Here is a 19,328-nt window from a genome sequence, read left to right as displayed (position 1 = left end):
GGTCCGCGGATCGCTCTTCACCTACCGCGCGCGATCGCTCTTCCCTACCGCGCGCCGGGTCCCCGGCCCGTGGCCGTGCCCTTGACCGCGTCGAGCGCGTACACGCAGCGGTCCTTGCTGCACGCGTACACGACCCCGCCCCTGGCCACCGGCGAGCCGGTGATCTCGCCGCCGGTCGCCAGCTTCCAGCGCAACTGCCCGCCGCTCGCGTCCAGGGTGTAGAGGACGTGGTCGGCGGAGCCGAAGTGCACCCGGCCGTCGGCGACGACCGGCGAGCCGACCAGTTCGCCGCCCGCCGCGAACCGCCAGCGGGGCGTGCCGGTGACCGCGTCGAGCGTGTAGAGCGCGCTGCCGCTGCCGACGTGCACGTTGCCGTCGGCGACGAGCACCGGCTCGGCCGACTGGCGCGGCTCGGTCGCGATCCGCCAGCGGTCCTGGCCGGTGGCCGCGTCGATCGCGTACACCGTGCCGAGGTGGTCGGAGAGGTACACCCCGCCGCCGGTGACCGCCGGTCCCGGCGCGAAGGCGGGCGGCGAGAGGAAGACGGCGGGCGCCTCGAAGTGCCAGCGGACGTGACCGGAGGCGATGTCGATCGCCAGGACCCGGGTCCCGGCGGCCACGTACACCCGGCCGTCCTCGGCCGGGGCGAACCTGACCGGCACGTTGGCGCAGGAGGCGGCGTCACCGATCGGGTACGACCAGCGCTCCACGCCGGTCCGGGCGTCGAGGGCCTGGAGCCGGGCGTCCCGCCACACGTACACGGTGTCGCCGTGCACGGCGGGCCCGGCCTCCGGGGTCTCGAAGTCGGTCTGCGCCCCGGTGATCTCCCACAGCTTGGCGCCGTTGGACGCCTCCCAGCCCTGCACCCCGCCACCGCGCGTACCGGTGACGACGGTGCCCCGGTCGACCTGGAGCGAGTACACCCAGGCGTCCGTGCGCAGCCGCCAGCGCTCGCCGCCGTCGGTGGCGTCGAGGGCGTACAGGGTGGGCCCGTCGGAGGCGTGGATGCGGCCCGAGGCCACCGCCATCGACCAGGCCACGTCCCGGGTCTTGAACTGGCGGCGTCCGCTCCCGGTGTCCAGGGCGTGCACCTCGAAGGAGGTCACGTACAGCAGGTCGCCGTCGACGACCGGCGTGCCCCACACGTCGTTCGACATGCGGAAGCGCCAGGGCCGCCAGTGGCCGGGCTCCGCCGGGGCCGGGTCGGCGCCCTGTGCGGGGACGCCGACCGGGCGGGCACCGGGCGGCGGGCCGGGCTCCCCCGCGTACGAGCCGTGGTCCGCGCCGTGCGGGCCGCCTCCCGGCGGGCGGATCCAGCCGGTGGCCGGGCCCGCGTCGGGGCTCCGGCCGACGGCCAGCGCGGCCCGGGTGTCCGCGACCCGGGGGCCGGGTCCGATCGGCACGGTCGCGCCGCCCAGCCGTACCGGGCCGCCGGTGCTCTCGGCGCGTCCGGCGTGCCGTCCGCCGCCGACGGGCGCGGGACCCGGGCGGCGGCCCGCGTCGGGCGCGGGCTCCGGGAAGCGGGGGTCGCCCGGCGGGCGGGGCGGCGGCGGGGGCGTCCGGCGCGGGACCGGCGGCGCGGCGGGGGCCGTCCGGCCCCCGCCCCTGCGGGTCTCGATCATGGCGGTGGCGCTGTGCGGCAGCCAGGCCGAGGCGGTGCCGCTGTCGTCGCTGCCGGGTCCGAAGAGGTGCGGGGCCAGCTGGGCCTGGAGGTCGGCCGGGGTGGGCCTGCGGGTGACGTCCGTCTGCATACAGGACTCGATGAGGGGGCGCAGCTCCTCGGGCAGGCCCTCCAGGTCGGGGCCCTCGCGCAGCAGCATGAAGACGGTCTCGACCGGATTGGCACCGTGGTAGGGCGCGTGGCCGGTGGCGGCGAAGACCAGCATCGAGCCCAGCGAGAAGACATCGCTGGCGCCGGTGACGCTGCGCGAGTCGCGGGCCTGCTCGGGCGACATGTAGGCGGGGGTGCCGACGGCGACGTTGGTCATGGTCAGCCGGGTGTTGGAGACCCCGGACGCGATGCCGAAGTCGATCACCCGGGGGCCGTCCTCGACGACGAGGACGTTGGAGGGCTTGAGGTCCCGGTGGACCAGCCCCGCGCCGTGGATGGACTGGAGGGCCTCGGCGACTCCCGCCGCCAGCCAGCGCACGGCCTGGGCCGGGAGCGGCCCGCACTCGTTCACTATCTCTTCGAGGGAGGGCGCGGGGACGTAGGCGGTCGCCAGCCAGGGCACGGCGGCCCTCGGGTCGGCGTCGACGACGGCGGCCGTGTAGAAGCCGGAGACCGCCCGCGCGGCCTCCACCTCGCGGGTGAAGCGGACCCGGAACAGCTGGTCCTCCGCGAGCTCCGTGCGCACGGTCTTGATCGCCACGCGACGGCCCGAGGCCGAGCGCGCGAGATAGACCAGGCCCATTCCGCCCGCGCCGAGCCGGCCCAGCACCTCGAAGGGCCCGATGCGTCTCGGGTCGTGCTGCGTCAGCTGGTCCACTTGCCTGCCACCTCCCCGTACGGGCCATGAGGGTACGGCCCCGTGGCCCTGATTCTTCCTGTCCGAGGGCCCGGTGGCGAACCCGGGGGCGGATCGGGGTGTCACGCGTCGCGGCGGGTGTCACCGGCCGTGCGGCGGACCGGGTGGCCGGGGGCGGGCGGCGGGGGACGGAGCGGGACTTCCGGGGCGGAGCGCGGGGGGCGGAGCGGGTGGGTCAGGGCGTAGCGGACGGCTCGCGCGGTTCGGCGAGGACCGCGAACCGGGCGCCCTGGTCGTCGTGGAGGACGGCGATGCGGCCGTGCGGGGTGTCGAAGGGCGGGACGGCGACCCGGCCGCCGAGCCGGACGGTGGTGGCGCAGGCCTCGTCGCAGTCGCGGACGGCGAAGTGGACGAGGACGTGGCCGGGGAGTTCGGCGGGGAAGTCGTCGGTGAGGACGGCCCGCCCGCCGAAGGCGCCGTCGTCGGAGCGGGCTCCGGGCGGGAACCAGACGCGGTGGTCGAAGCCGGGTTCCCGGCCCTCCTCGCGGGCGTCGGCCTGGCGGCCGAGGTAGCCGAAGACGCTGGCGTAGAAGGTGTCGACGGCGTCGGGGAGGCGGGTGTACACCTCCATCCAGCGGAAGGTGCCGGGGGCGCCGGTGGCCCCGAAGCCGTCGTCGTCGCCCTGCTGGCGGAGGCCGAAGACGGCGCCGCCGGGGTCGGCGGCCAGCGCGAGGACACCGAAGGGGCCCACCGGGTAGGGCTCCATGACCATCCGTCCGCCCGCCGCCCTGATCCGGGTGGCGAGGGCTCCCGCGTCCGGGGTGGCGAGGTAGAGGGTCCAGGTGGTGGGCATCCGGCCGTCGCGCTTGGGGAGGAGCCCGGCGACCGGGCGCCCGTCGAGGAGGGCCTCGCCCCGGCCGGGGTCGAAGGTCCAGCCGAACAGCGCGCCGTAGAAGCGTTTGCCCGCTTCCAGGTCGGGGAGCTGTGCGTCCACCCAGCAGGGGGTGCCCTCGGTGCGTACGGCCATGGGGTCACGCTAGGGCCGTGGGAACGGTCCCGCACCTCTCGAAATGCGAACAAAGTAGCGATTTCCTGGCGTACAACCCTTGGGGCGCTTGAGTTGTCCACCGAAGTTTTCCACAGCCTGTTCATAAGCCTGTTCGGGTACGGGGTTCCCGCGGCCGTCCTCCCCGCGCACCCGGAGCCCGGGGCGGGCCCGCCCCGGAGCCGGGGGCCGGACTCCGGCCGCGCATCGCCCGCACGCCACCCGTACGCCGTCCGCGCTCCGCCCGTACTCCGCCCGTGCGCCGTGCCCGACTGGCCAGATCCCGCCCCTCCGCGCCGCCGGGGGCCCCGTCCGGACACCCGCGCCGACCTCGTAGAACACGGACGCCGCAGGGGTGCACCCCATTTGCAGTCGGCCGAATCGCGCGCCGACACCCCCTCGGTAAGCTGACGGCATGACAGGACAAGTACGCACCGTCGACGGCCGCGTGGCCGGACGACGCGGCCAGGCGACGCGGCAGAAGCTGCTCGACTGCCTCGGCGAGATGCTCAGCTCCTCGCCGTACCGGGACGTCAAGGTCATCGATGTGGCCCGGAAGGCGGGCACTTCACCCGCGACGTTCTACCAGTACTTCCCGGACGTCGAGGGCGCGGTCCTCGAGATCGCGGAGGAAATGGCCAAGGAGGGAGCCGGGTTGACCGAGCTGGTCTCCGGCCGCTCCTGGGTCGGCAAGGCCGCCTGGCAGACCTCCGAGGACCTCGTCGAGGGCTTCCTGGACTTCTGGCGCAGGCACGACGCGATCCTCCGGGTCGTCGACCTCGGCGCCGCCGAGGGCGACAAGCGGTTCTACAAGATCCGCATGAAGATCCTGAACTCGGTCACCAACTCCCTGACGGACTCGGTGAAGGAACTCCAGGCCAAGGGCAAGGTCGACAAGGAAGTCAGTCCCGCCGCCATGGCGGGCTCCCTGGTCGCCATGCTCGCCGCGGTCGCGGGCCACCAGAAGGGCTTCACCACCTGGGGCGTGAAGCAGGCCGAACTCAAGCCGAACCTCGCCCTGTTGGTCCATCTGGGCATCACCGGCAAGAAGCCGACCAGATAGACCCGGCCCCTCCCCTCCTCCCCCGTCCTGTCGTCGACGCCGACGGCGGCCCGCCCCCACGGACCGCCGTCGGCGTCGCCGTCTCCGGACCGCGCCGGGCACACCGGGCGCCTACAGGCTGCGGGCGGTGATGTCGCCGTAGGAGGTGGTGGCGCGGACGGCGAGGTCGGCGGCGCCACCGGCGTTGCGGAGCGCGTTGTGGACCCGGCCGTGGGCGGTACCGGCGTCCAGGATGGCGGAGACGCCCCGGGCCGCGCCGATCTCGATCTCGCCGTACGCGGTGTCCAGCACGACCGCGCCCCGCTCGGCGGCGGCGACCCGGAGGTCGCCCTTGCTCGTACGGATCTCGGCGGAGCCGCCGAGACGGCCGACCGTGATGTCACCGGCCTGGAGGACGAGCCGCGCCTCCCCCGCCTCGTCGAGCTTGACGGTGCCCTGCGCGCCCTCGAAGGTGACGTCCCCGAGCCGTCCCACGCCCCGGAGGTCGGCGGCGGCGGTCCTGGCCTCGACATGGGAACCGGCCGGGAGCTGGACGGTGACCTCGACGGAGCCGGAGGCACCGAGGACCCGGCGCCCGCCCTCCGGGACGACGATCCGCAGGACGCCGTCCGCGTAGCCGACCTCGGCCCGCTCGGCGGCCTTCACGTCGCGGCTCTCGGCGGCGTTCGCGGGGCGGACCTCGACCGTGGTGTCGGTCCGGTCGGCGGCGATGAGGCGGATGCGCCCGGCGGGGACGTCGAGGACGGCGGTGACGGCGGCCGGGGTGAGGAACTTCTGCATGACGCTCTCCCTTGGGATTTTGTTTCCGATGAGAGAAAGCTACGTTGCGTTCACGAATCCAGCAACACTTCTGTTGCAGTCATTCACCATTCCAGCAGGTCAGTTGCGATAAATCGTTGCAACGAACCAGAATCTAACGCAACACTCCTCCCCCCATTCGTTGCAATGGATTGGAGGTGAACGCTAGGCTGGGGGCATCACGCGGCACACACCACCGAGCGCACATCACGCACACGAAGGAGACAGGATGCCGGGCGGCAGGCTCACCCAGCAGGAACGTCAGCGGATCGCCCTCGGCCTCGCCGACGGCCTCCCCTACGCGGAGATCGCCCGGCGGCTCGACCGTCCCACCTCGACGGTCACCCGCGAGGTCATGCGCAACGGCGGACCCGCCGGATACCGCGCCGACCTCGCCCACCGCGCCACCGAGCAGCGCGCCCACCGGAGCGGGCGGACCGCGTCCCGGCCGACCGCCCCGGCGCCCCAGCCGCACGGGCGGGACGCCGGGGCGGTGCGCGCGTACGAGGAGGCGTTCACGACCGTCCTCATGCAGTCGGGAATGCCGCAGATGACCGCCCGGGTGATGGCCGCCATCTGCCTCGCCGACAGCGGCAGCCTCACCGCGTCCGAGCTGGTCCAGCACCTCGGGGTCAGCCCCGCGTCCGTCTCCAAGGCCATCACGTTCCTGGACTCCCAGGGGTTCGTCACCCGGCAGCGCGACGAGCGCCGCCGCGAGCGGTACGTCGTGGACGACGACGTCTGGTACCGGTCGATGATGGCCAGCGCCCGCTCGACCGCGCACATCTCCGGGACCGCGCGGGAGGGCGCCGGGGTCTTCGGACCCGGCACCCCGGCGGGCGCCCGGCTGGAGAACATCGCCCGCTTCCTCGACTTCGTCTCGGAGAGCATCGCCCGCGCGGCGGAACAGGCCCGCGACATCCTCCACGCGAAACCGTCCCCGGCTTCGACGACGGACCTCCCCCGGTCCCCGGACGCCCCGGGGCCCGAGGAAGCCGAGGAGACCGAGGAAGCCGAGGAAGCCGAGGAGACACCGGACGGCTCGGGAGCCCCGCATCCCTCAGGAGCCCCGGCCTCCCCCGGCGCTCCCGTCTCCTCGGCGGCCTCGGCCTGAGGCCCGGCACGACCCGCACGACCGACCCGCGCGACCGCCCCGGCCGGTCACCCGGGCGGCCCCGGCCGGACCGGACCCGGCCGGACCGGCCCCGGGCAGACCGGACCAGGCCGGACCCGGCCGCCCGCCCCGCGACGGACACGGACACCCGGCCGCCGCCGGACATCCCCCCGGGCATCCCCCAGGCATCCCGCCGGACGCCCCGTCAGGCGCCCGGTGTTCGCCGGGTCAGCCGGAAGAGCCTGATCTCGCGTTCGACCCGGGCCTGGTAGGTGGCGTACGGCGGCCAGAAGTCCAGGGCCGCCCGCCAGGCCGCCGCCCGCTCCTCCCCCGTCAGGATCTCCGCGCGGACGGACACGTCCTCGCCCCGCCAGTTCACCTCGACGTCCGGGTGGGCGAGCAGATTGGCCGTCCACGACGGGTGCCCCGGGCGCCCGAAGTTGGAGCCCACGAGCAGCCAGCGCCCGTCCGGCTCGGGCACGCAGGCGAGCGGGGTGACCCGGGGCAGCCCGCTGCGGGCGCCCCGGGCGGTGAGCACGACCCCGGGCAGCATCCGCGCGCTGAGCAGCACCTTCCCCCGGGTCAGCCGGTGCACGGCCTTGTCCATCGCGGGCACGACGTGCGGGCCGATCCGGGCGAAGGCCCGGGTCGACGACACCTTCTGCATGATGCCGCGTCCGACGGGCATCTACGCCGCCTCCCCGAAGAGTCCGGTCCGTTCCGCCGCCCGCGCGCGCAGCCGTCGCACGGGCCCGAAGAGCAGTTCGTCGGAAGCGGCCCGTTTGAAGTAGAGGTGCGCCTCGTGCTCCCAGGTGAAGCCGATGCCGCCGTGCAGCTGGAGGGACTCCCCGGCGGTGGCCCGCAGCGCCTCCAGGGCGTGGGCGAGGGCGAGCGGTCCGCTCTCGGGCCCGGGTCCCGGCTCGCGGGCGGCGCAGTGGGTGAGCGAACGGGCGGCCTCGATCTGCACGTACAGGTCGGCGAGGCGGTGCTTGACGGCCTGGAAGGAGCCGACGGGCCGCCCGAACTGTTCGCGGGCGCCGACATGGGCGACGGTCCGGTCGAGGGCCTCGCGGGCGGCGCCGACGGCTTCGGCGGCGATCATCACGGCGGCGGTCCGGCCGGTGGCGGCGAGGGCGCCGAGGACGTCGGCCGGTTCCTCGCCGAGGAGTTCGGCGGGGGTGTCCCGGAACTGCACGGTGGCCTGGGTGCGGGTGAGGTCCAGGGTGGGCATACGGGTCCTGACCAGCCCTGGGGCGGGCGCGTCGGGCTCGTCCCGTACGAGGAGGAGCAGGGTGCGGCTGCGGGCGAAGCCGCCGGTGTGGGCGGCGACGAGGAGCAGTCCCGCGCTGTGGCCGTCGACGACCTGGGCGGCCTCGCCGTACAGCCGCCAGCCGCGCCCCGCACCGCCCCCGCCGTCGCCTCCGCCGCCTCCGCCGCCGTCCTCCGTGTCGGAGGCGGTGACCGGCCGGGCCTGGACACCGCCCGCGCGCCCGCCGCCGGACCAGCTCTCGGCGGTGTTGTCGCCGGTCAGGCCGAGGGCGAGCGCGAGGGCCGCGCCGGGGACGGCGAGGGCGCAGGTCAGGCTGCCGTCGGCGAGGCGCGGAAGGAGCGCGGCGCGCTGGGCGGGGGTGCCCAGCGCGGTGAGCAGGGGGGCGGCGAGGACGCTGGTGGCGAGGAGCGGGGAGGGGGCGAGGGCCCGGCCGGTCTCCTCGCAGGCGAGGGCGAGTTCGGCGGGGCCGCAGCCGACGCCGCCGTACTCCTCGGGGAGGGCGAGCCCGGCGAGGCCGAGGGTCCGGGCCATCCGGGCCCAGAGCCCGGGGTCGTACCCCTGGGGGGTGGCGGTGGCCGCGCGGTTCTCCCGCGGTCCGGCCCGTTCGGCGAGCAGGTCCCGCAGGGTGCGCCGGATCTCCTGCTGCTCCTCGGTGAGCGGGGCGGCGGGCGAGGTGGTTCCGGCGGCGGGCGCTGCGCTGTCGGCGGCGTCCATAGGGCTCCCTCCGATTCTGACGGTGCGTCATGCTAGGCCGGTGGGGGGCGGGTTGCCAGAGATGCGCCGGTCCCGATCGAGAGAATCTGATGTACCGTCAGATTCATGTCCTCCCTCACGCACAGCGCCCGCCGCGTGGCCGTCGTCGGCGTCGCCCTCTCCGACGGCGGCCGGGTCGACGAGGCCACCCCGTACGCGCTGCACGCCCAGGCCGCCCGCCGGGCCCTCGCGGACAGCGGGCTCGACCGCTCGCTGATCGACGGCCTGGCCTCGGCGGGGCTCGGCACCCTCGCGCCGGTCGAGGTCGCCGAGTACCTGGGGCTGCGGCCCCGCTGGGTGGACTCGACCTCGGTGGGCGGCGCCACCTGGGAGGTGATGGCCGCGCACGCCGCCGACGCCATCGCCGCCGGGCACGCCAACGCGGTACTGCTCGTGTACGGCTCCACCGCGCGCGCCGACATCCGGGCCCGGCGGCGCACCTCGAACCTCTCGTTCGGGGCGCGCGGACCGCTCCAGTTCGAGGTCCCCTACGGGCACACCCTGATCGCCAAGTACGCGATGGCCGCGCGCCGCCATATGCACCAGTACGGGACCACCCTGGAACAGCTGGCCGAGGTCGCCGTACGGACCCGGGCGAACGCGGTGCTCAACCCGGAGGCGATGTTCCGCGAGCCGATCACCGTCGACGACGTGCTGTCCGGGCCGATGATCGCGGACCCGTTCACCAAGCTGCACTGCTGTCTGCGCAGCGACGGCGGCTGCGCGGTGCTGCTGGTCGCCGAGGAGTACGTCCGGGACTGCCGTACCGCCCCGGTCTGGGTCCTGGGGACGGGCGAGCACGTCTCGCACACCACGATGTCGGAGTGGGAGGACTTCACGGTCTCCCCCGCGGCGGTCAGCGGGCGGCTCGCCTTCGAGCGGGCGGGCGTGACCCCGGCGGACATCGACCTCGCCGAGGTCTACGACGCCTTCACCTACATGACCCTGGTGACCCTGGAGGACCTGGGCTTCTGCGCGAAGGGCGAGGGCGGGCCGTTCGTCCAGGAGAAGGACCGACTGCCGGTGAACACGGACGGCGGCGGGCTCTCGGCCTGCCACCCGGGGATGCGCGGGCTGTTCCTGCTGGTGGAGGCGGTACGGCAGTTGCGCGGGGAGGCGCCGGGACTCCAGGTGCGGCGGCCGGACGGCTCCCTGCCGGAGCTGGCGGTGGCCTCGGGGACGGGGGGCTGGTTCTGCTCCTCGGGCACGGTGGTCCTGGGCCGCGGCTGACGGGGCGGCGACGCGGCACCACCGGCGCCGAACGCGCACCCGGCCCCGCTCCCGGCCGCACCCGGCCCCGCTCCCGGCCGCACCCGGCCCCGCTGCCGACGCCCGTCCCACGGCCTACGGTGGCCCCATGACCGACTCCGATTTCCACCGGGCCCTGCACTCCCTGAAGGTCTGGGACACCACGCTGCCCTCCTTCGAACCGGCGGACGCCCCGGTGGAGCCGCTGCCCCTCTTCCACGCCTGGTTCACGGCGGCGGTCACGGCCGGTCAGACCGAGCCGCACACGCTCTCCCTGGCCACCGTGGACGAGGGCGGCGCGCCCGACGTCCGTACGGTGATGCTGCACGACGCCGACGCGCGCGGCTGGCACTTCGCCTCGCACGCCACCAGCGCCAAGGGCCGCCAGCTCGCCGCCCGCCCCGAGGCCGCGCTCGGCTTCTACTGGCCGGTCCAGGGCCGCCAGGTCCGGGTCAGGGGCCGGGTCGTCACCGGTACCCCCGAGGAGGCGTACGCGGATCTGCACGCCCGTACCACCGGCGCCCTCGCGGCGGCCCTGGTGGGCAGGCAGAGCGAGGTACTGGACTCCCCGGAGGCCCTCGCGGCGGCGAGCGGGGCCGCCTGGCGGCGGGCGGAGACGGACCCGTCCGCCGCCGTCCCGACCTGGACCCTCTACGTCGTCGAACCGTCCGAGGTCGAGTTCTTCCAGGGCGACGCCCGACGCCGCCACCTCCGGCTGCGCTACCGCCGCACCCCCGACGGCTGGACCCGCGAACTCCTGTGGCCGTGAGCCCCCGCGAAAACCCGCGTGCCCCCCGCCCGGACAGGGGGCGGGGGGCACGCGGGTGCGGGGCCGCGCCGGGCGGAGGGCCCGGCGGGGTTCCCGGGGTCAGGCGGTGGCCGGGACCGCGACCTTCTGCTCGGCCTCGCGGACGTCGACCAGCTCGTCGATCGGGGACGCCGAGGCGTTCTCGTACGCCGTGTGGTCGAGGATCTTCTCGCGGGCGGAGACGATCACCGGGACGAGCGCCTGGCCGGCGACGTTGGTGGCGGTCCGCATCATGTCGAGGATCGGGTCGATCGCCATGAGCAGGCCGACGCCCTCCAGCGGGAGGCCCAGGGTGGAGAGGGTCAGGGTCAGCATGACCGTGGCGCCGGTCAGACCGGCGGTGGCCGCCGAGCCGATCACGGAGACGAAGGCGATCAGCAGGTAGTCGCCGATGCCGAGCTGCACGTCGAAGATCTGCGCGATGAAGATCGCGGCGAGCGCCGGGTAGATCGCGGCGCAGCCGTCCATCTTGGTGGTGGCGCCGAACGGGACGGCGAAGGAGGCGTACTCCTTCGGGACGCCGAGGCGCTCGGTGACCTTCTGGGTGACCGGCATGGTGCCGACCGAGGAGCGCGAGACGAAGGCCAGCTGGATGGCGGGCCAGGCGCCCTTGAAGAAGTGCAGCGGATTGACCTTGGCGACCGTCGCGAGCAGCAGCGGGTAGACGCCGAAGAGGACCAGGGCGCAGCCGATGTAGACGTCGGCGGTGAAGGTCGCGTACTTGCCGATCAGCTCCCAGCCGTAGTCGGCGATGGCGAAGCCGATGAGGCCGACGGTGCCGAGCGGGGCGAGCCGGATGACCCACCACAGGGCCTTCTGCAGCAGTTCGAGGATCGACTCGGAGAGGGTGAGGATCGGCTTGGCGCGGTCGCCCAGCTTGAGGGCGGCGATGCCCGCGACGGCGGCCATGAAGACGATCTGGAGCACGTTCAGCTCGGTGAACGGGGTGATGACGTCCGTCGGGATGATGCCCGTCAGGAAGTCGATCCAGGAGCCCTCGCGCTTGGGCAGCTTGCCGTCCTGCGGGGTGAGGCCGGTGCCCGCGCCCGGGTTGGTGATCAGACCGATGGCGAGGCCGATGGCCACCGCGATCAGCGAGGTGATCATGAACCAGAGCAGGGTGCGGGTGGCGAGCCTGGCGGCGTTGTTCACCTTCCGCAGGTTGGTGATCGAGACCAGGATCGCGAAGAAGACGAGCGGGGCGACGGCCAGCTTGAGCAGCTGGACGAAGATGTCGCCGATCTGGCCGAGCGTCTCCTTGAGCCAGGAGACGTCCTGGCTGCGGGCCAGCCAGCCGAGCAGGACGCCGAGGACCAGACCGGCGATGATCTGGGCCCAGAAGGGGACCTTCGGTATACGGGAGGAAGTCGGGGACTTCGTCTCGGGCGTGGTCGCGGACGCGGACACGGGCACACTCCACAGGTGCGTATGCGGGGCGATACGGGGACGGGGGTGCGGCACAGACGCTCTCGCGCGGGCCGCCGCATGATGCCGGGTCAGAGCTCGCGGCAACAGACCGCGGACATACAGCGGCACAGATCGACGTGCAGGCGCGCCACGAGCGGGATGCCCGGGGCATGAGGAAGTCGCACTGCTGTCGTCATGTCGAACACGTTAACACTTGAACTTTGAGAACCTCAAAGCCCTTCTTTGGGGGAATCAGAGCCTCCGCCCGCCTCGGAAACGCAGAACACCCCAGGCGGGAGCCTGCGAAGCTCCTGCCCGGGGTGTCCGGGGGCGTACGTGTCTGTGACGAACCTTACGTGGCCTTTACGGGGCGGACCCCGCTCGGAGGCGGAACGGATCCCGCCCGGCGCGCGCCCCGACCGGTCCTAGAGCGCGTCCTCCTGGGACCGGTTGGCCGCGAGCCGGCCCTTGGCGCGGTCCACCCTGGCGACGACCTCGACGCTGGCCTGGTCCCGCACCTTGCGCAGGAGGACGAAGCTCAGCGGGGCGGAGATGACGATGGAGAGCACCAGGACCCAGAGCAGGTTCGAGTCGCCGAGCCCGCGCGGCAGCACGCCGACGGTGACGAGGCCCCACAGGGCGAGGAAGCATCCGGCGAAGATGCCGAGCCGCATCAGCGTGTAGCGGAGCATGTCAGTCCACTCATCCGTTCCGACGTTTCCGGGTTTCCGAGACGCGCCCGGGGTCCCATATGGGGACGAGCGCCCCTCCAGTGAAGCACGGGGAGGGGCGCTCGCCGGGAGGGGGTCCCGGGCCGGGTTCAGATCAGCCAGCGGTGCTCGCGGACCAGCCGGAGCCGTGCCCAGCGTCCGCCGAGGCCGTAGTAGCTCCCGGCGCCGGTCGCGGCGGTGATCAGGAGGACCAGGGCGATCATCCAGTGGTCGTCCAGGAAGGGGTTGGCGCCGGGCCAGAGGGTGACGAGCCACATGAAGCCCATCATGAGCGAGCCCGAGACGGCGGCGACGCGCATCCCGATGCCGAGGATCATGGCGAGGCCGACACCGAGCAGACCGAGCATGAAGAGGGTGTCGAGCCACCAGGCACCCGCGACCGAGTCGAACACGTGGGCGAAGGGGCCGCTGGTGCCGTGCAGCAGGAAGCCCTCGGTGGGGTGCCCGCCGTTGATCCACGCCCCGGCCGACGGGGTGGCCCTGCCGAGACCGAAGGCCTTGTCCAGGAAGGGCCAGAGGAAGTAGAAGCCGACGAGGACCCGGGCCGCCGCGAGAACCTTGCGGGCGGGGGCCGAGCGGACCAGGACGTCGTCCTGGCTGCCCGGGAGGTGGGCGCGGCGGGTGGGGCGCTGCGGCGCGTGGACAGCCATGACGGACCTTCTTCCAGCTTCACGTCTCAGGTGCTTGTGAATACATTCACAAGCTACTCCCGTCGCCGGTCACCGCTCCACCGCCGAAGGTCCCGAATCGGACGGCCCAAGGTCAAGAGCTCTTGAGGAGTCAACCAAGTAATAGATAGGATGCCAATATGACCCTTACTTTCGAGGTGGACCCGGCGGTCGACCCCACCGTGCGCGACGGCCTGCTCTCCCTCTGGGCCGACGTCTCCAACGCGGGCGGAGCCGTCGGCTTCGTGGCCCCCGTCACCCCCGACGAGATCCGCCCCGCCCTGATCAGGCACCTGGTCGCCATGACCGAGGGCGGCACCCGGCTGCTCGTCGGCCGCGACGAGGACGGCGAGATCGCCGCCACCGCCTTCTTCTCCTTCAACACCCACCCCCTGATGACCCACTGGGTGTGGCTCTACACCGTGATGGTCCACCCCCGGCACCAGGGCAAGGGGTACGGCCGTGACCTCATGGCCGCCGTCGAGCACACCGCGGGGACCGCCGAGGGCTTCGAGGCGATAGAGGCGATCCGGCTGACCTGCCGGGGCGGCACCGGCGTCGACAGCTTCTACGCCAGGTGCGGCTACAAGGAGGTCGGCCGCGTCCCCGGCGCGATCCGGGTGGCCCCCGGCGACGACCGCGACGACATCATCATGCTGCTCCCGCTGCACTGACCCCCCACCGCCCCACACCCCACACCCGGCGCAGGACACGCGGAAGGGCCGGCGGGATCACTCCCACCGGCCCTTCCCCGATCGCCCGGGGCGACCCGGTCCCGCACGTCGGCCCTTCCCGGGCCCACCGCGCCGGTCCTCCCGGCTCCCCGCACGGCCCTTACCCGGGCCCCGCGCGCCGCCGGTCCTCCCGGTCCCCCGCGCCGCGCCTCAGACCCGCATCGCCTGCGGCGACTCGCGCCGGTCCGCGTCCGGGCCCGGGTACTCGCGGATGATCTCGTACCGGGTGTTCCGCTCGACCGGCCGGAAGCCCGCGTCCCGGATCAGCTCCAGCAGGTCCTCGCGGCCCAGCTTGTTCGGCGTGCCGTAGTTGTCGGCATCGTGGGTGATCTTGTACTCGACGACCGAGCCGTCCATGTCGTCGGCGCCGTGCTGGAGCGCGAGCTGCGCCGTCTGCACGCCGTGCATCACCCAGAAGACCTTGACGTGCGGCACGTTGTCGAAGAGCAGCCGGGAGACCGCGAAGGTCTTCAGCGCCTCGGCGCCGGTCGCCATCGTGGTGCGCGCCTGGAGCCTGTTGCGGATCTTGCCGTCCCGCATGTCCACGAAGTCGTGCTGGTAGCGCAGCGGGATGAAGACCTGGAAGCCGCCGGTCTCGTCCTGGAGCTCCCGCAGCCGCAGCACGTGGTCCACCCGGTGCCGGGGCTCCTCGATGTGCCCGTACAGCATGGTCGAGGGGGTCTTGAGCCCCTTCTCGTGGGCGAGGCGGTGGATCCGGGACCAGTCCTCCCAGTGGGTGCGGTGGTCCACGATGTGCTGCCGGACCTCCCAGTCGAAGATCTCGGCGCCACCGCCGGTCAGCGACTCCAGACCGGCCTCGATCAGCTCGTCGAGGATGTCGGAGGCGGACATCCCGGAGATCGTCTCGAAGTGGTGGATCTCGGTGGCGGTGAAGGCCTTGAGGGAGACGTTCGGCAGGGCCTTCTTCAGCTCGGAGAGCGAGCGCGGGTAGTACCGCCAGGGCAGGTTGGGGTGCAGCCCGTTGACGATGTGCAGCTCGGTGAGGTTCTCGTTCTCCATCGCCTTCGCGAGACGCACGGCCTCTTCGATGCGCATGGTGTACGCGTCCTTCTCGCCCGGCTTGCGCTGGAAGGAGCAGTAGGCGCAGGAGGCGGTGCAGACGTTGGTCATGTTCAGATGCCGGTTGACATTGAAGTGGACCACGTCGCCGTTCTTGCGGGTCCGGACCTCGTGGGCCAGCCCGCCGAGCCAGGCGAGGTCGTCGGACTCGTACAGGGCGATGCCGTCCTCACGGCTCAGCCGCTCACCGTCCCGGACCTTCTGCTCCAGCTCGCGCTTGAGCCCAGCGTCCATCTGCGGCCGCCTCCCTCTTCTCCTGAAATCAGACTCGGTCGTTCACCGTACTCTCAGCCCTCTTCGGGCAGCTCTCCGACCCGGTTCTCCCACTTCGTGGACAGCACGATCGTGGTGCGGGTGCGGGAGACGCCCTTGGTGCCGCTGAGCCTGCGGATCGTCTTCTCCAGTCCGTCGACGTCACTGACGCGCACCTTGAGCATGAAGGAGTCGTCGCCCGCGATGAACCAGCAGTCCTCGATCTCGGCGAGGTCCTTCAGACGGCGGGCCACGTCCTCGTGGTCGGCGGCGTCGGAGAGGGAGATGCCGATGAGGGCGGTGACGCCGAGGCCGAGCGAGGCGGCGGCGACGGTGGCGCGGTAGCCGGTGATGACCCCGGCCGCTTCGAGGCGGTTGATGCGGTCGGTGACGGAGGGGCCGGAGAGCCCGACGAGCCGGCCGAGCTCGGCGTACGAGGCACGTCCGTTCTCGCGCAGAGCCTGGATGAGCTGCCTGTCCACGGCGTCCATAGGGAAGAACCTTCCATTGTCCAGCGATACCGCGAGTTTAGGTGTAGAATCTAAGGTACACAGGGAAGAAGCCCTGTGAATCTTTCAATAGATCAACGACGATCTTTCAGGAGTGTGTCACCGTGTACACGATCGAGATGGCCTACGCCCGTATGCGCGAGCTGCAGGAGATGGCCAACCGCTCGCGTGCCCACCAGCGGTCCGCCGCCCCGAAGCGCGCCGAGCGGAAGTCCGCCAAGAAGCGCTGATCATCCCCGGGGGGTGGCGCCACCGAGTTCACCCTCCCAACGGCGGTACAGCCGGTGCGGCACCCCTGCCGCGTCCAGCACCCGCCCGGCGACGAAGTCCACCAGGTCCTGGATGTGCGTCGCCCCCGCGTAGAACGCCGGAGAGGCGGGCAGCACGACCGCGCCCGCCTCGTCCAGTGTCACCATGTGCCTGAGCGTCTGTCCGTTCAGCGGGGTCTCCCGCACCGCGACGACCAACGGGCGCCGCTCCTTCAGCGTCACGCTCGCGACCCGCTGCAGCAGGTCCTTCGAGAGCCCCAGTGCCACTCCCGCCACCGCGGCGGTCGAGGCGGGCACCACCAGCATCCCCTTCGCCGGGTACGAACCCGAGGACGGCCCCGCCGCCAGGTCTCCGGCCGCCCAGTACCGCACGTCGTCCAGCGCGCCGGGGACACCCGGGCCGAACGCGTCCGGCTTCCCGTCGGCGCCCCGCGCCAGCCACGCCGCCAGGTCCTCGCGCCAGTGCGCGTCCCGGAAGGGGAGCCCCGTCTCGTCGAGCAGCGTGAGCCGCGATGCCCGCGACACGACCAGGTCGACGCTCTCCCCCGCCGCGAGGAGCCCCCGCAGCACGGCGGCGGCGTACGGCGTGCCCGACGCCCCGGAAACCCCCACGACCCACGGTGTGCGCTTGACGTCGTTCATGCCGTCGAGCCTATCCGCCATCGGACCGTGAGCTACGGCGTCAGGCCGCGGACCAGCAGGTCCAGCAGGGCGCACACGAACAGGGTGATCCCGATGAAGCCGTTGGTCGTGAAGAACGCCCGGTTCAGCCGGGACAGGTCGTGCGGCTTCACGATCGAGTGCTCGTAGCAGAAGGCCGCCGCCACGATCACCAGACCGGTCCAGAAGAACAGCCCGGCGCCGGTCGCCAGCGCGTACCAGACGAGCAGACCGGTGGTGAGGACCGCCGAGACGCGGGCGCCCCACAGCGCCGCCGGGACGCCGAAGCGGGCGGGCACCGACATCACGCCGTGCGCCCGGTCCGCCTGCACGTCCTGGCAGGCGAAGATCAGGTCGAAGCCGCCGATCCAGACGCCCACCGCGAGGCCCAGGACCACCGCGTCCCAGGACCATTCGCCGGTCACCGCGAGCCAGGCTCCGACCGGCCCCATGGCCTGCGCGAGGCCGAGGATCGCGTGCGGGAAGTTCGTGAACCGCTTCCCGTACGGATAGACGACCATCGGGACGACCGCGAGCGGCGCCAGCGCCAGACAGAGCGGGTTCAGCAGGGCGGCGGCGCCGAGGAAGACGACGACCGCGATCCCCGCCCCGGTCCACGCCGACCGCACGGACACCGCGCCGGTCACCAGCTCACGGCCCGCCGTGCGCGGATTGCGCGCGTCGATCTCGCGGTCGATGATCCGGTTGCAGGCCATGGCGAAGGTCCGCAGGCCCACCATGCAGACGGTGACCAGGAACAGCGTCCACCAGTGGATGCTCCGGTCCAGCCGGTACATCGCGGTGAGCGAGGCGATGTACGCGAAGGGCAGCGCGAAGACCGAGTGCTCGATCATCACGAGACGCAGGAAGGACCGCGTACGGCCCGGCTGCGCTCCGGGTACGGCGGCGGTGGTCACAGCCCGTACTCCTTCCACCTGCGGTCCACCATGGCCGCCGTCGCCGGGTCCGACTCCACCATGTCCGGCCAGCCGCCGTCCCGGGTGTAGCCCTCCTCGGGCAGCTTCTTCGTGGCGTCGATGCCCGCCTTGCCGCCCCAGAACTGCTGGTAGGAGGCGTGGTCGAGATGGTCGACCGGGCCCTCGACGACCGTGAGGTCCCGGGCGTAGTCGGTGTTGCCGAGGGCGCGCCAGGAGACCTCGTGCAGATCGTGGACGTCGCAGTCCTTGTCGACCACGATGATCAGCTTGGTCAGCGACATCATGTGCGCGCCCCAGATGGCGTGCATCACCTTCTGCGCGTGCTTCGGGTACTTCTTGTCGATCGAGACGATCGCGCAGTTGTGGAAGCCGCCCGACTCCGGCAGGTGGTAGTCGACGATGTCCGGCACGATGATCTTGAGGAGCGGCAGGAAGAACCGCTCGGTCGCGCGGCCCAGCGGACCGTCCTCGGTCGGCGGGCGGCCGACCACGATCGACTGGATCAGCGGGCGCCTGCGCATGGTGACGCAGTCGATCGTCAGCGCGGGGAAGGGCTCCTGCGGGGTGTAGAAGCCGGTGTGGTCGCCGAAGGGGCCCTCCGGGAGCATCTCGCCCGGCTCCAGCCAGCCCTCGATGACGACCTCGGCCTGTGCCGGGACCTGGAGCGGGACGGTCTTGCAGTCGACCATCTCGATCCGCTTGCCCTGCACGAAACCGGCGAACAGGTACTCGTCGATGTCGCCCGGCAGCGGAGCCGTCGAGGCGTACGTCACCGCCGGGGGGCAGCCGAAGGCGATGGCGACCGGCAGCCGCTCGCCCTTCGCCGCCGCGACCGCGTAGTGGTTCCGGCTGTCCTTGTGGATCTGCCAGTGCATCCCGATGGTGCGCTTGTCGTGGCGCTGGAGGCGGTAGAGGCCCAGGTTCCGCACGCCCGTCTCGGGGTGCTTGGTGTGGGTGAGACCCAGGTTGAAGAAGGAGCCGCCGTCCTTCGGCCAGGTGAAGAGCGCGGGCAGCCGGTCCAGGTCGACGTCGTCGCCGGTGAGCACGACCTCCTGCACGGGGGCCGCCTCGGACTTCACCTTCTTCGGCGGCACGTGGACCATCGAGCCCAGCTTGCCGAAGGCCTCACGGACACCGACGAAGCCGTGCGGCAGCTCGGGCTTGAGCAGTCCGCCGATCTTCTCGCCGATCTCCGCGTACGACTTCAGGCCCAGGGCCTTGAGGAGACGGCGGTCGGTGCCGAAGACGTTCATCGCCAGGGGCATGTCGGAGCCCTTGACGTTCTCGAAGAGGAGCGCCGGGCCCCCGGCCTTGTTCACCCGGTCGACGATCTCCCCGACCTCCAGGTACGGGTCGACTTCGGCCTTGATGCGCTTGAGGTCGCCTTCACGTTCCAGAGCCCTGAGCAGCGAGCGGAGATCGTCGTAAGCCATAGGGGCAAGTATCGGTCACCGGCTACCCTTGACCTGTCACCGGGGCGCCGAATCGCGCCCCCGCCACCGCTTCCGGGGGG

General features: G+C 72.6%; 19 protein-coding genes. 6 read left to right on the top strand and 13 right to left on the bottom strand.

Going from position 1 to position 19,328, the window contains the following annotated elements; genetic code table 11:
• Positions 1-44: 44 nt before the first annotated feature.
• Both ACIO92_RS23800 and ACIO92_RS23795 read right to left on the bottom strand, forming a co-directional pair.
• Positions 45-2,489 (bottom strand): PQQ-binding-like beta-propeller repeat protein, encoded by a 2,445-nt coding sequence (locus tag ACIO92_RS23800; RefSeq protein ID WP_401241487.1) that lies wholly within the window; start codon positions 2,487-2,489, stop codon positions 45-47.
• 214 nt (positions 2,490-2,703) lie between these two features.
• Entirely contained in the window at positions 2,704-3,495 is a 792-nt protein-coding gene (locus tag ACIO92_RS23795) for a VOC family protein (protein ID WP_366443155.1), read from the bottom strand.
• A 433-nt stretch (positions 3,496-3,928) separates the two neighbouring features.
• Here ACIO92_RS23795 and ACIO92_RS23790 point away from each other — a divergent pair, with 433 nt between their 5' ends.
• Positions 3,929-4,576, top strand: a complete 648-nt coding sequence (locus ACIO92_RS23790) for a TetR family transcriptional regulator (protein ID WP_351789525.1) — start codon at positions 3,929-3,931, stop codon at positions 4,574-4,576.
• A gap of 111 nt (positions 4,577-4,687) precedes the next feature.
• On the opposite strand, the gene ACIO92_RS23785 is transcribed toward ACIO92_RS23790, so the two are convergent.
• The gene (locus tag ACIO92_RS23785; RefSeq protein ID WP_402283251.1) at positions 4,688-5,356 is read right to left on the bottom strand and encodes a DUF4097 family beta strand repeat-containing protein; all 669 of its coding nucleotides are present in this window, start codon (positions 5,354-5,356) and stop codon (positions 4,688-4,690) included.
• A 247-nt stretch (positions 5,357-5,603) separates the two neighbouring features.
• Here ACIO92_RS23785 and ACIO92_RS23780 point away from each other — a divergent pair, with 247 nt between their 5' ends.
• Positions 5,604-6,488, top strand: coding sequence for a helix-turn-helix domain-containing protein (locus tag ACIO92_RS23780; RefSeq protein WP_402283253.1), 885 nt, complete (start codon positions 5,604-5,606; stop codon positions 6,486-6,488).
• Positions 6,489-6,693: 205 nt separating this feature from the next.
• Here the strand turns inward: ACIO92_RS23780 and ACIO92_RS23775 are convergent, their stop codons facing one another.
• Both ACIO92_RS23775 and ACIO92_RS23770 read right to left on the bottom strand, forming a co-directional pair.
• A complete protein-coding gene (locus ACIO92_RS23775) occupies positions 6,694-7,176 on the bottom strand; it encodes a nitroreductase family deazaflavin-dependent oxidoreductase (RefSeq protein ID WP_366443152.1) in 483 nt (160 codons plus the stop codon).
• Positions 7,177-8,472 (bottom strand): acyl-CoA dehydrogenase family protein, encoded by a 1,296-nt coding sequence (locus tag ACIO92_RS23770; RefSeq protein ID WP_402283255.1) that lies wholly within the window; start codon positions 8,470-8,472, stop codon positions 7,177-7,179.
• Between the two features lie 105 nt (positions 8,473-8,577).
• On the opposite strand from ACIO92_RS23770, the gene ACIO92_RS23765 reads away from it, so the two are divergent.
• Positions 8,578-9,741: a thiolase C-terminal domain-containing protein gene (locus ACIO92_RS23765; RefSeq protein WP_366443150.1), complete on the top strand. Its 1,164-nt coding sequence runs from the start codon at positions 8,578-8,580 to the stop codon at positions 9,739-9,741.
• A gap of 127 nt (positions 9,742-9,868) precedes the next feature.
• Complete coding sequence (locus ACIO92_RS23760; protein WP_366443149.1) at positions 9,869-10,528, top strand: pyridoxal 5'-phosphate synthase; 660 nt, start codon at positions 9,869-9,871, stop codon at positions 10,526-10,528.
• Between the two features lie 99 nt (positions 10,529-10,627).
• Here the strand turns inward: ACIO92_RS23760 and ACIO92_RS23755 are convergent, their stop codons facing one another.
• The 3 genes from ACIO92_RS23755 to ACIO92_RS23745 all read right to left on the bottom strand — a co-directional run bounded on the left by ACIO92_RS23755 (position 10,628) and on the right by ACIO92_RS23745 (position 13,355).
• Positions 10,628-11,974, bottom strand: coding sequence for a dicarboxylate/amino acid:cation symporter (locus tag ACIO92_RS23755; RefSeq protein WP_401241475.1), 1,347 nt, complete (start codon positions 11,972-11,974; stop codon positions 10,628-10,630).
• Positions 11,975-12,399: 425 nt separating this feature from the next.
• A complete protein-coding gene (locus ACIO92_RS23750) occupies positions 12,400-12,666 on the bottom strand; it encodes a DUF4229 domain-containing protein (protein ID WP_366443147.1) in 267 nt (88 codons plus the stop codon).
• A 128-nt stretch (positions 12,667-12,794) separates the two neighbouring features.
• The gene (locus ACIO92_RS23745) at positions 12,795-13,355 is read right to left on the bottom strand and encodes a hypothetical protein (RefSeq protein ID WP_366443146.1); all 561 of its coding nucleotides are present in this window, start codon (positions 13,353-13,355) and stop codon (positions 12,795-12,797) included.
• 158 nt (positions 13,356-13,513) lie between these two features.
• Between ACIO92_RS23745 and ACIO92_RS23740 the strand changes: the two genes are divergently transcribed.
• Positions 13,514-14,047, top strand: coding sequence for a GNAT family N-acetyltransferase (locus tag ACIO92_RS23740; protein WP_366443145.1), 534 nt, complete (start codon positions 13,514-13,516; stop codon positions 14,045-14,047).
• Positions 14,048-14,257: 210 nt separating this feature from the next.
• On the opposite strand, the gene mqnE is transcribed toward ACIO92_RS23740, so the two are convergent.
• Together mqnE and ACIO92_RS23730 are read right to left on the bottom strand one after the other, a co-directional pair.
• On the bottom strand, positions 14,258-15,421 hold the full coding sequence (gene mqnE, locus ACIO92_RS23735; RefSeq protein ID WP_366443144.1) for an aminofutalosine synthase MqnE: 1,164 nt from the start codon (positions 15,419-15,421) through the stop codon (positions 14,258-14,260).
• 53 nt (positions 15,422-15,474) lie between these two features.
• Entirely contained in the window at positions 15,475-15,930 is a 456-nt protein-coding gene (locus ACIO92_RS23730) for an Lrp/AsnC family transcriptional regulator (RefSeq protein WP_351789492.1), read from the bottom strand.
• A 122-nt stretch (positions 15,931-16,052) separates the two neighbouring features.
• On the opposite strand from ACIO92_RS23730, the gene ACIO92_RS23725 reads away from it, so the two are divergent.
• Positions 16,053-16,178, top strand: coding sequence for a hypothetical protein (locus ACIO92_RS23725; protein WP_366443295.1), 126 nt, complete (start codon positions 16,053-16,055; stop codon positions 16,176-16,178).
• Here the strand turns inward: ACIO92_RS23725 and ACIO92_RS23720 are convergent, their stop codons facing one another.
• Genes ACIO92_RS23720 through ACIO92_RS23710 form a run of 3 tightly spaced genes read right to left on the bottom strand, consistent with a single transcriptional unit; the run spans position 16,179 to position 19,248 of the window.
• Positions 16,179-16,859, bottom strand: coding sequence for a UbiX family flavin prenyltransferase (locus ACIO92_RS23720; protein ID WP_366443143.1), 681 nt, complete (start codon positions 16,857-16,859; stop codon positions 16,179-16,181).
• A gap of 32 nt (positions 16,860-16,891) precedes the next feature.
• Complete coding sequence (mqnP, locus tag ACIO92_RS23715) at positions 16,892-17,731, bottom strand: menaquinone biosynthesis prenyltransferase MqnP (protein WP_401241583.1); 840 nt, start codon at positions 17,729-17,731, stop codon at positions 16,892-16,894.
• A 59-nt stretch (positions 17,732-17,790) separates the two neighbouring features.
• Positions 17,791-19,248, bottom strand: coding sequence for a menaquinone biosynthesis decarboxylase (locus ACIO92_RS23710; protein WP_366443141.1), 1,458 nt, complete (start codon positions 19,246-19,248; stop codon positions 17,791-17,793).
• Positions 19,249-19,328 lie beyond the last annotated feature (80 nt).

This window comes from Streptomyces sp. NPDC087215 (genome assembly GCF_044744885.1).
Taxonomy (GTDB): Bacteria; Actinomycetota; Actinomycetes; order Streptomycetales; family Streptomycetaceae; genus Streptomyces.
Note: the sequence above shows the minus strand (reverse complement) of the source record. Positions and strands in the feature narration are given on the sequence as shown.

Coding starts and splice junctions, on each gene's coding strand:
- ACIO92_RS23795 (WP_366443155.1), bottom strand. CDS start 3,495: ATGGCCGTACGCACCGAGGGCACCCCCTGCTGGGTGGACGCACAGCTC.
- ACIO92_RS23790 (WP_351789525.1), top strand. CDS start 3,929: ATGACAGGACAAGTACGCACCGTCGACGGCCGCGTGGCCGGACGACGC.
- ACIO92_RS23785 (WP_402283251.1), bottom strand. CDS start 5,356: ATGCAGAAGTTCCTCACCCCGGCCGCCGTCACCGCCGTCCTCGACGTC.
- ACIO92_RS23780 (WP_402283253.1), top strand. CDS start 5,604: ATGCCGGGCGGCAGGCTCACCCAGCAGGAACGTCAGCGGATCGCCCTC.
- ACIO92_RS23775 (WP_366443152.1), bottom strand. CDS start 7,176: ATGCCCGTCGGACGCGGCATCATGCAGAAGGTGTCGTCGACCCGGGCC.
- ACIO92_RS23770 (WP_402283255.1), bottom strand. CDS start 8,472: ATGGACGCCGCCGACAGCGCAGCGCCCGCCGCCGGAACCACCTCGCCC.
- ACIO92_RS23765 (WP_366443150.1), top strand. CDS start 8,578: ATGTCCTCCCTCACGCACAGCGCCCGCCGCGTGGCCGTCGTCGGCGTC.
- ACIO92_RS23760 (WP_366443149.1), top strand. CDS start 9,869: ATGACCGACTCCGATTTCCACCGGGCCCTGCACTCCCTGAAGGTCTGG.
- ACIO92_RS23750 (WP_366443147.1), bottom strand. CDS start 12,666: ATGCTCCGCTACACGCTGATGCGGCTCGGCATCTTCGCCGGATGCTTC.
- ACIO92_RS23745 (WP_366443146.1), bottom strand. CDS start 13,355: ATGGCTGTCCACGCGCCGCAGCGCCCCACCCGCCGCGCCCACCTCCCG.
- ACIO92_RS23740 (WP_366443145.1), top strand. CDS start 13,514: ATGACCCTTACTTTCGAGGTGGACCCGGCGGTCGACCCCACCGTGCGC.
- mqnE (WP_366443144.1), bottom strand. CDS start 15,421: ATGGACGCTGGGCTCAAGCGCGAGCTGGAGCAGAAGGTCCGGGACGGT.
- ACIO92_RS23730 (WP_351789492.1), bottom strand. CDS start 15,930: ATGGACGCCGTGGACAGGCAGCTCATCCAGGCTCTGCGCGAGAACGGA.
- ACIO92_RS23720 (WP_366443143.1), bottom strand. CDS start 16,859: ATGAACGACGTCAAGCGCACACCGTGGGTCGTGGGGGTTTCCGGGGCG.
- mqnP (WP_401241583.1), bottom strand. CDS start 17,731: ATGATCGAGCACTCGGTCTTCGCGCTGCCCTTCGCGTACATCGCCTCG.
- ACIO92_RS23710 (WP_366443141.1), bottom strand. CDS start 19,248: ATGGCTTACGACGATCTCCGCTCGCTGCTCAGGGCTCTGGAACGTGAA.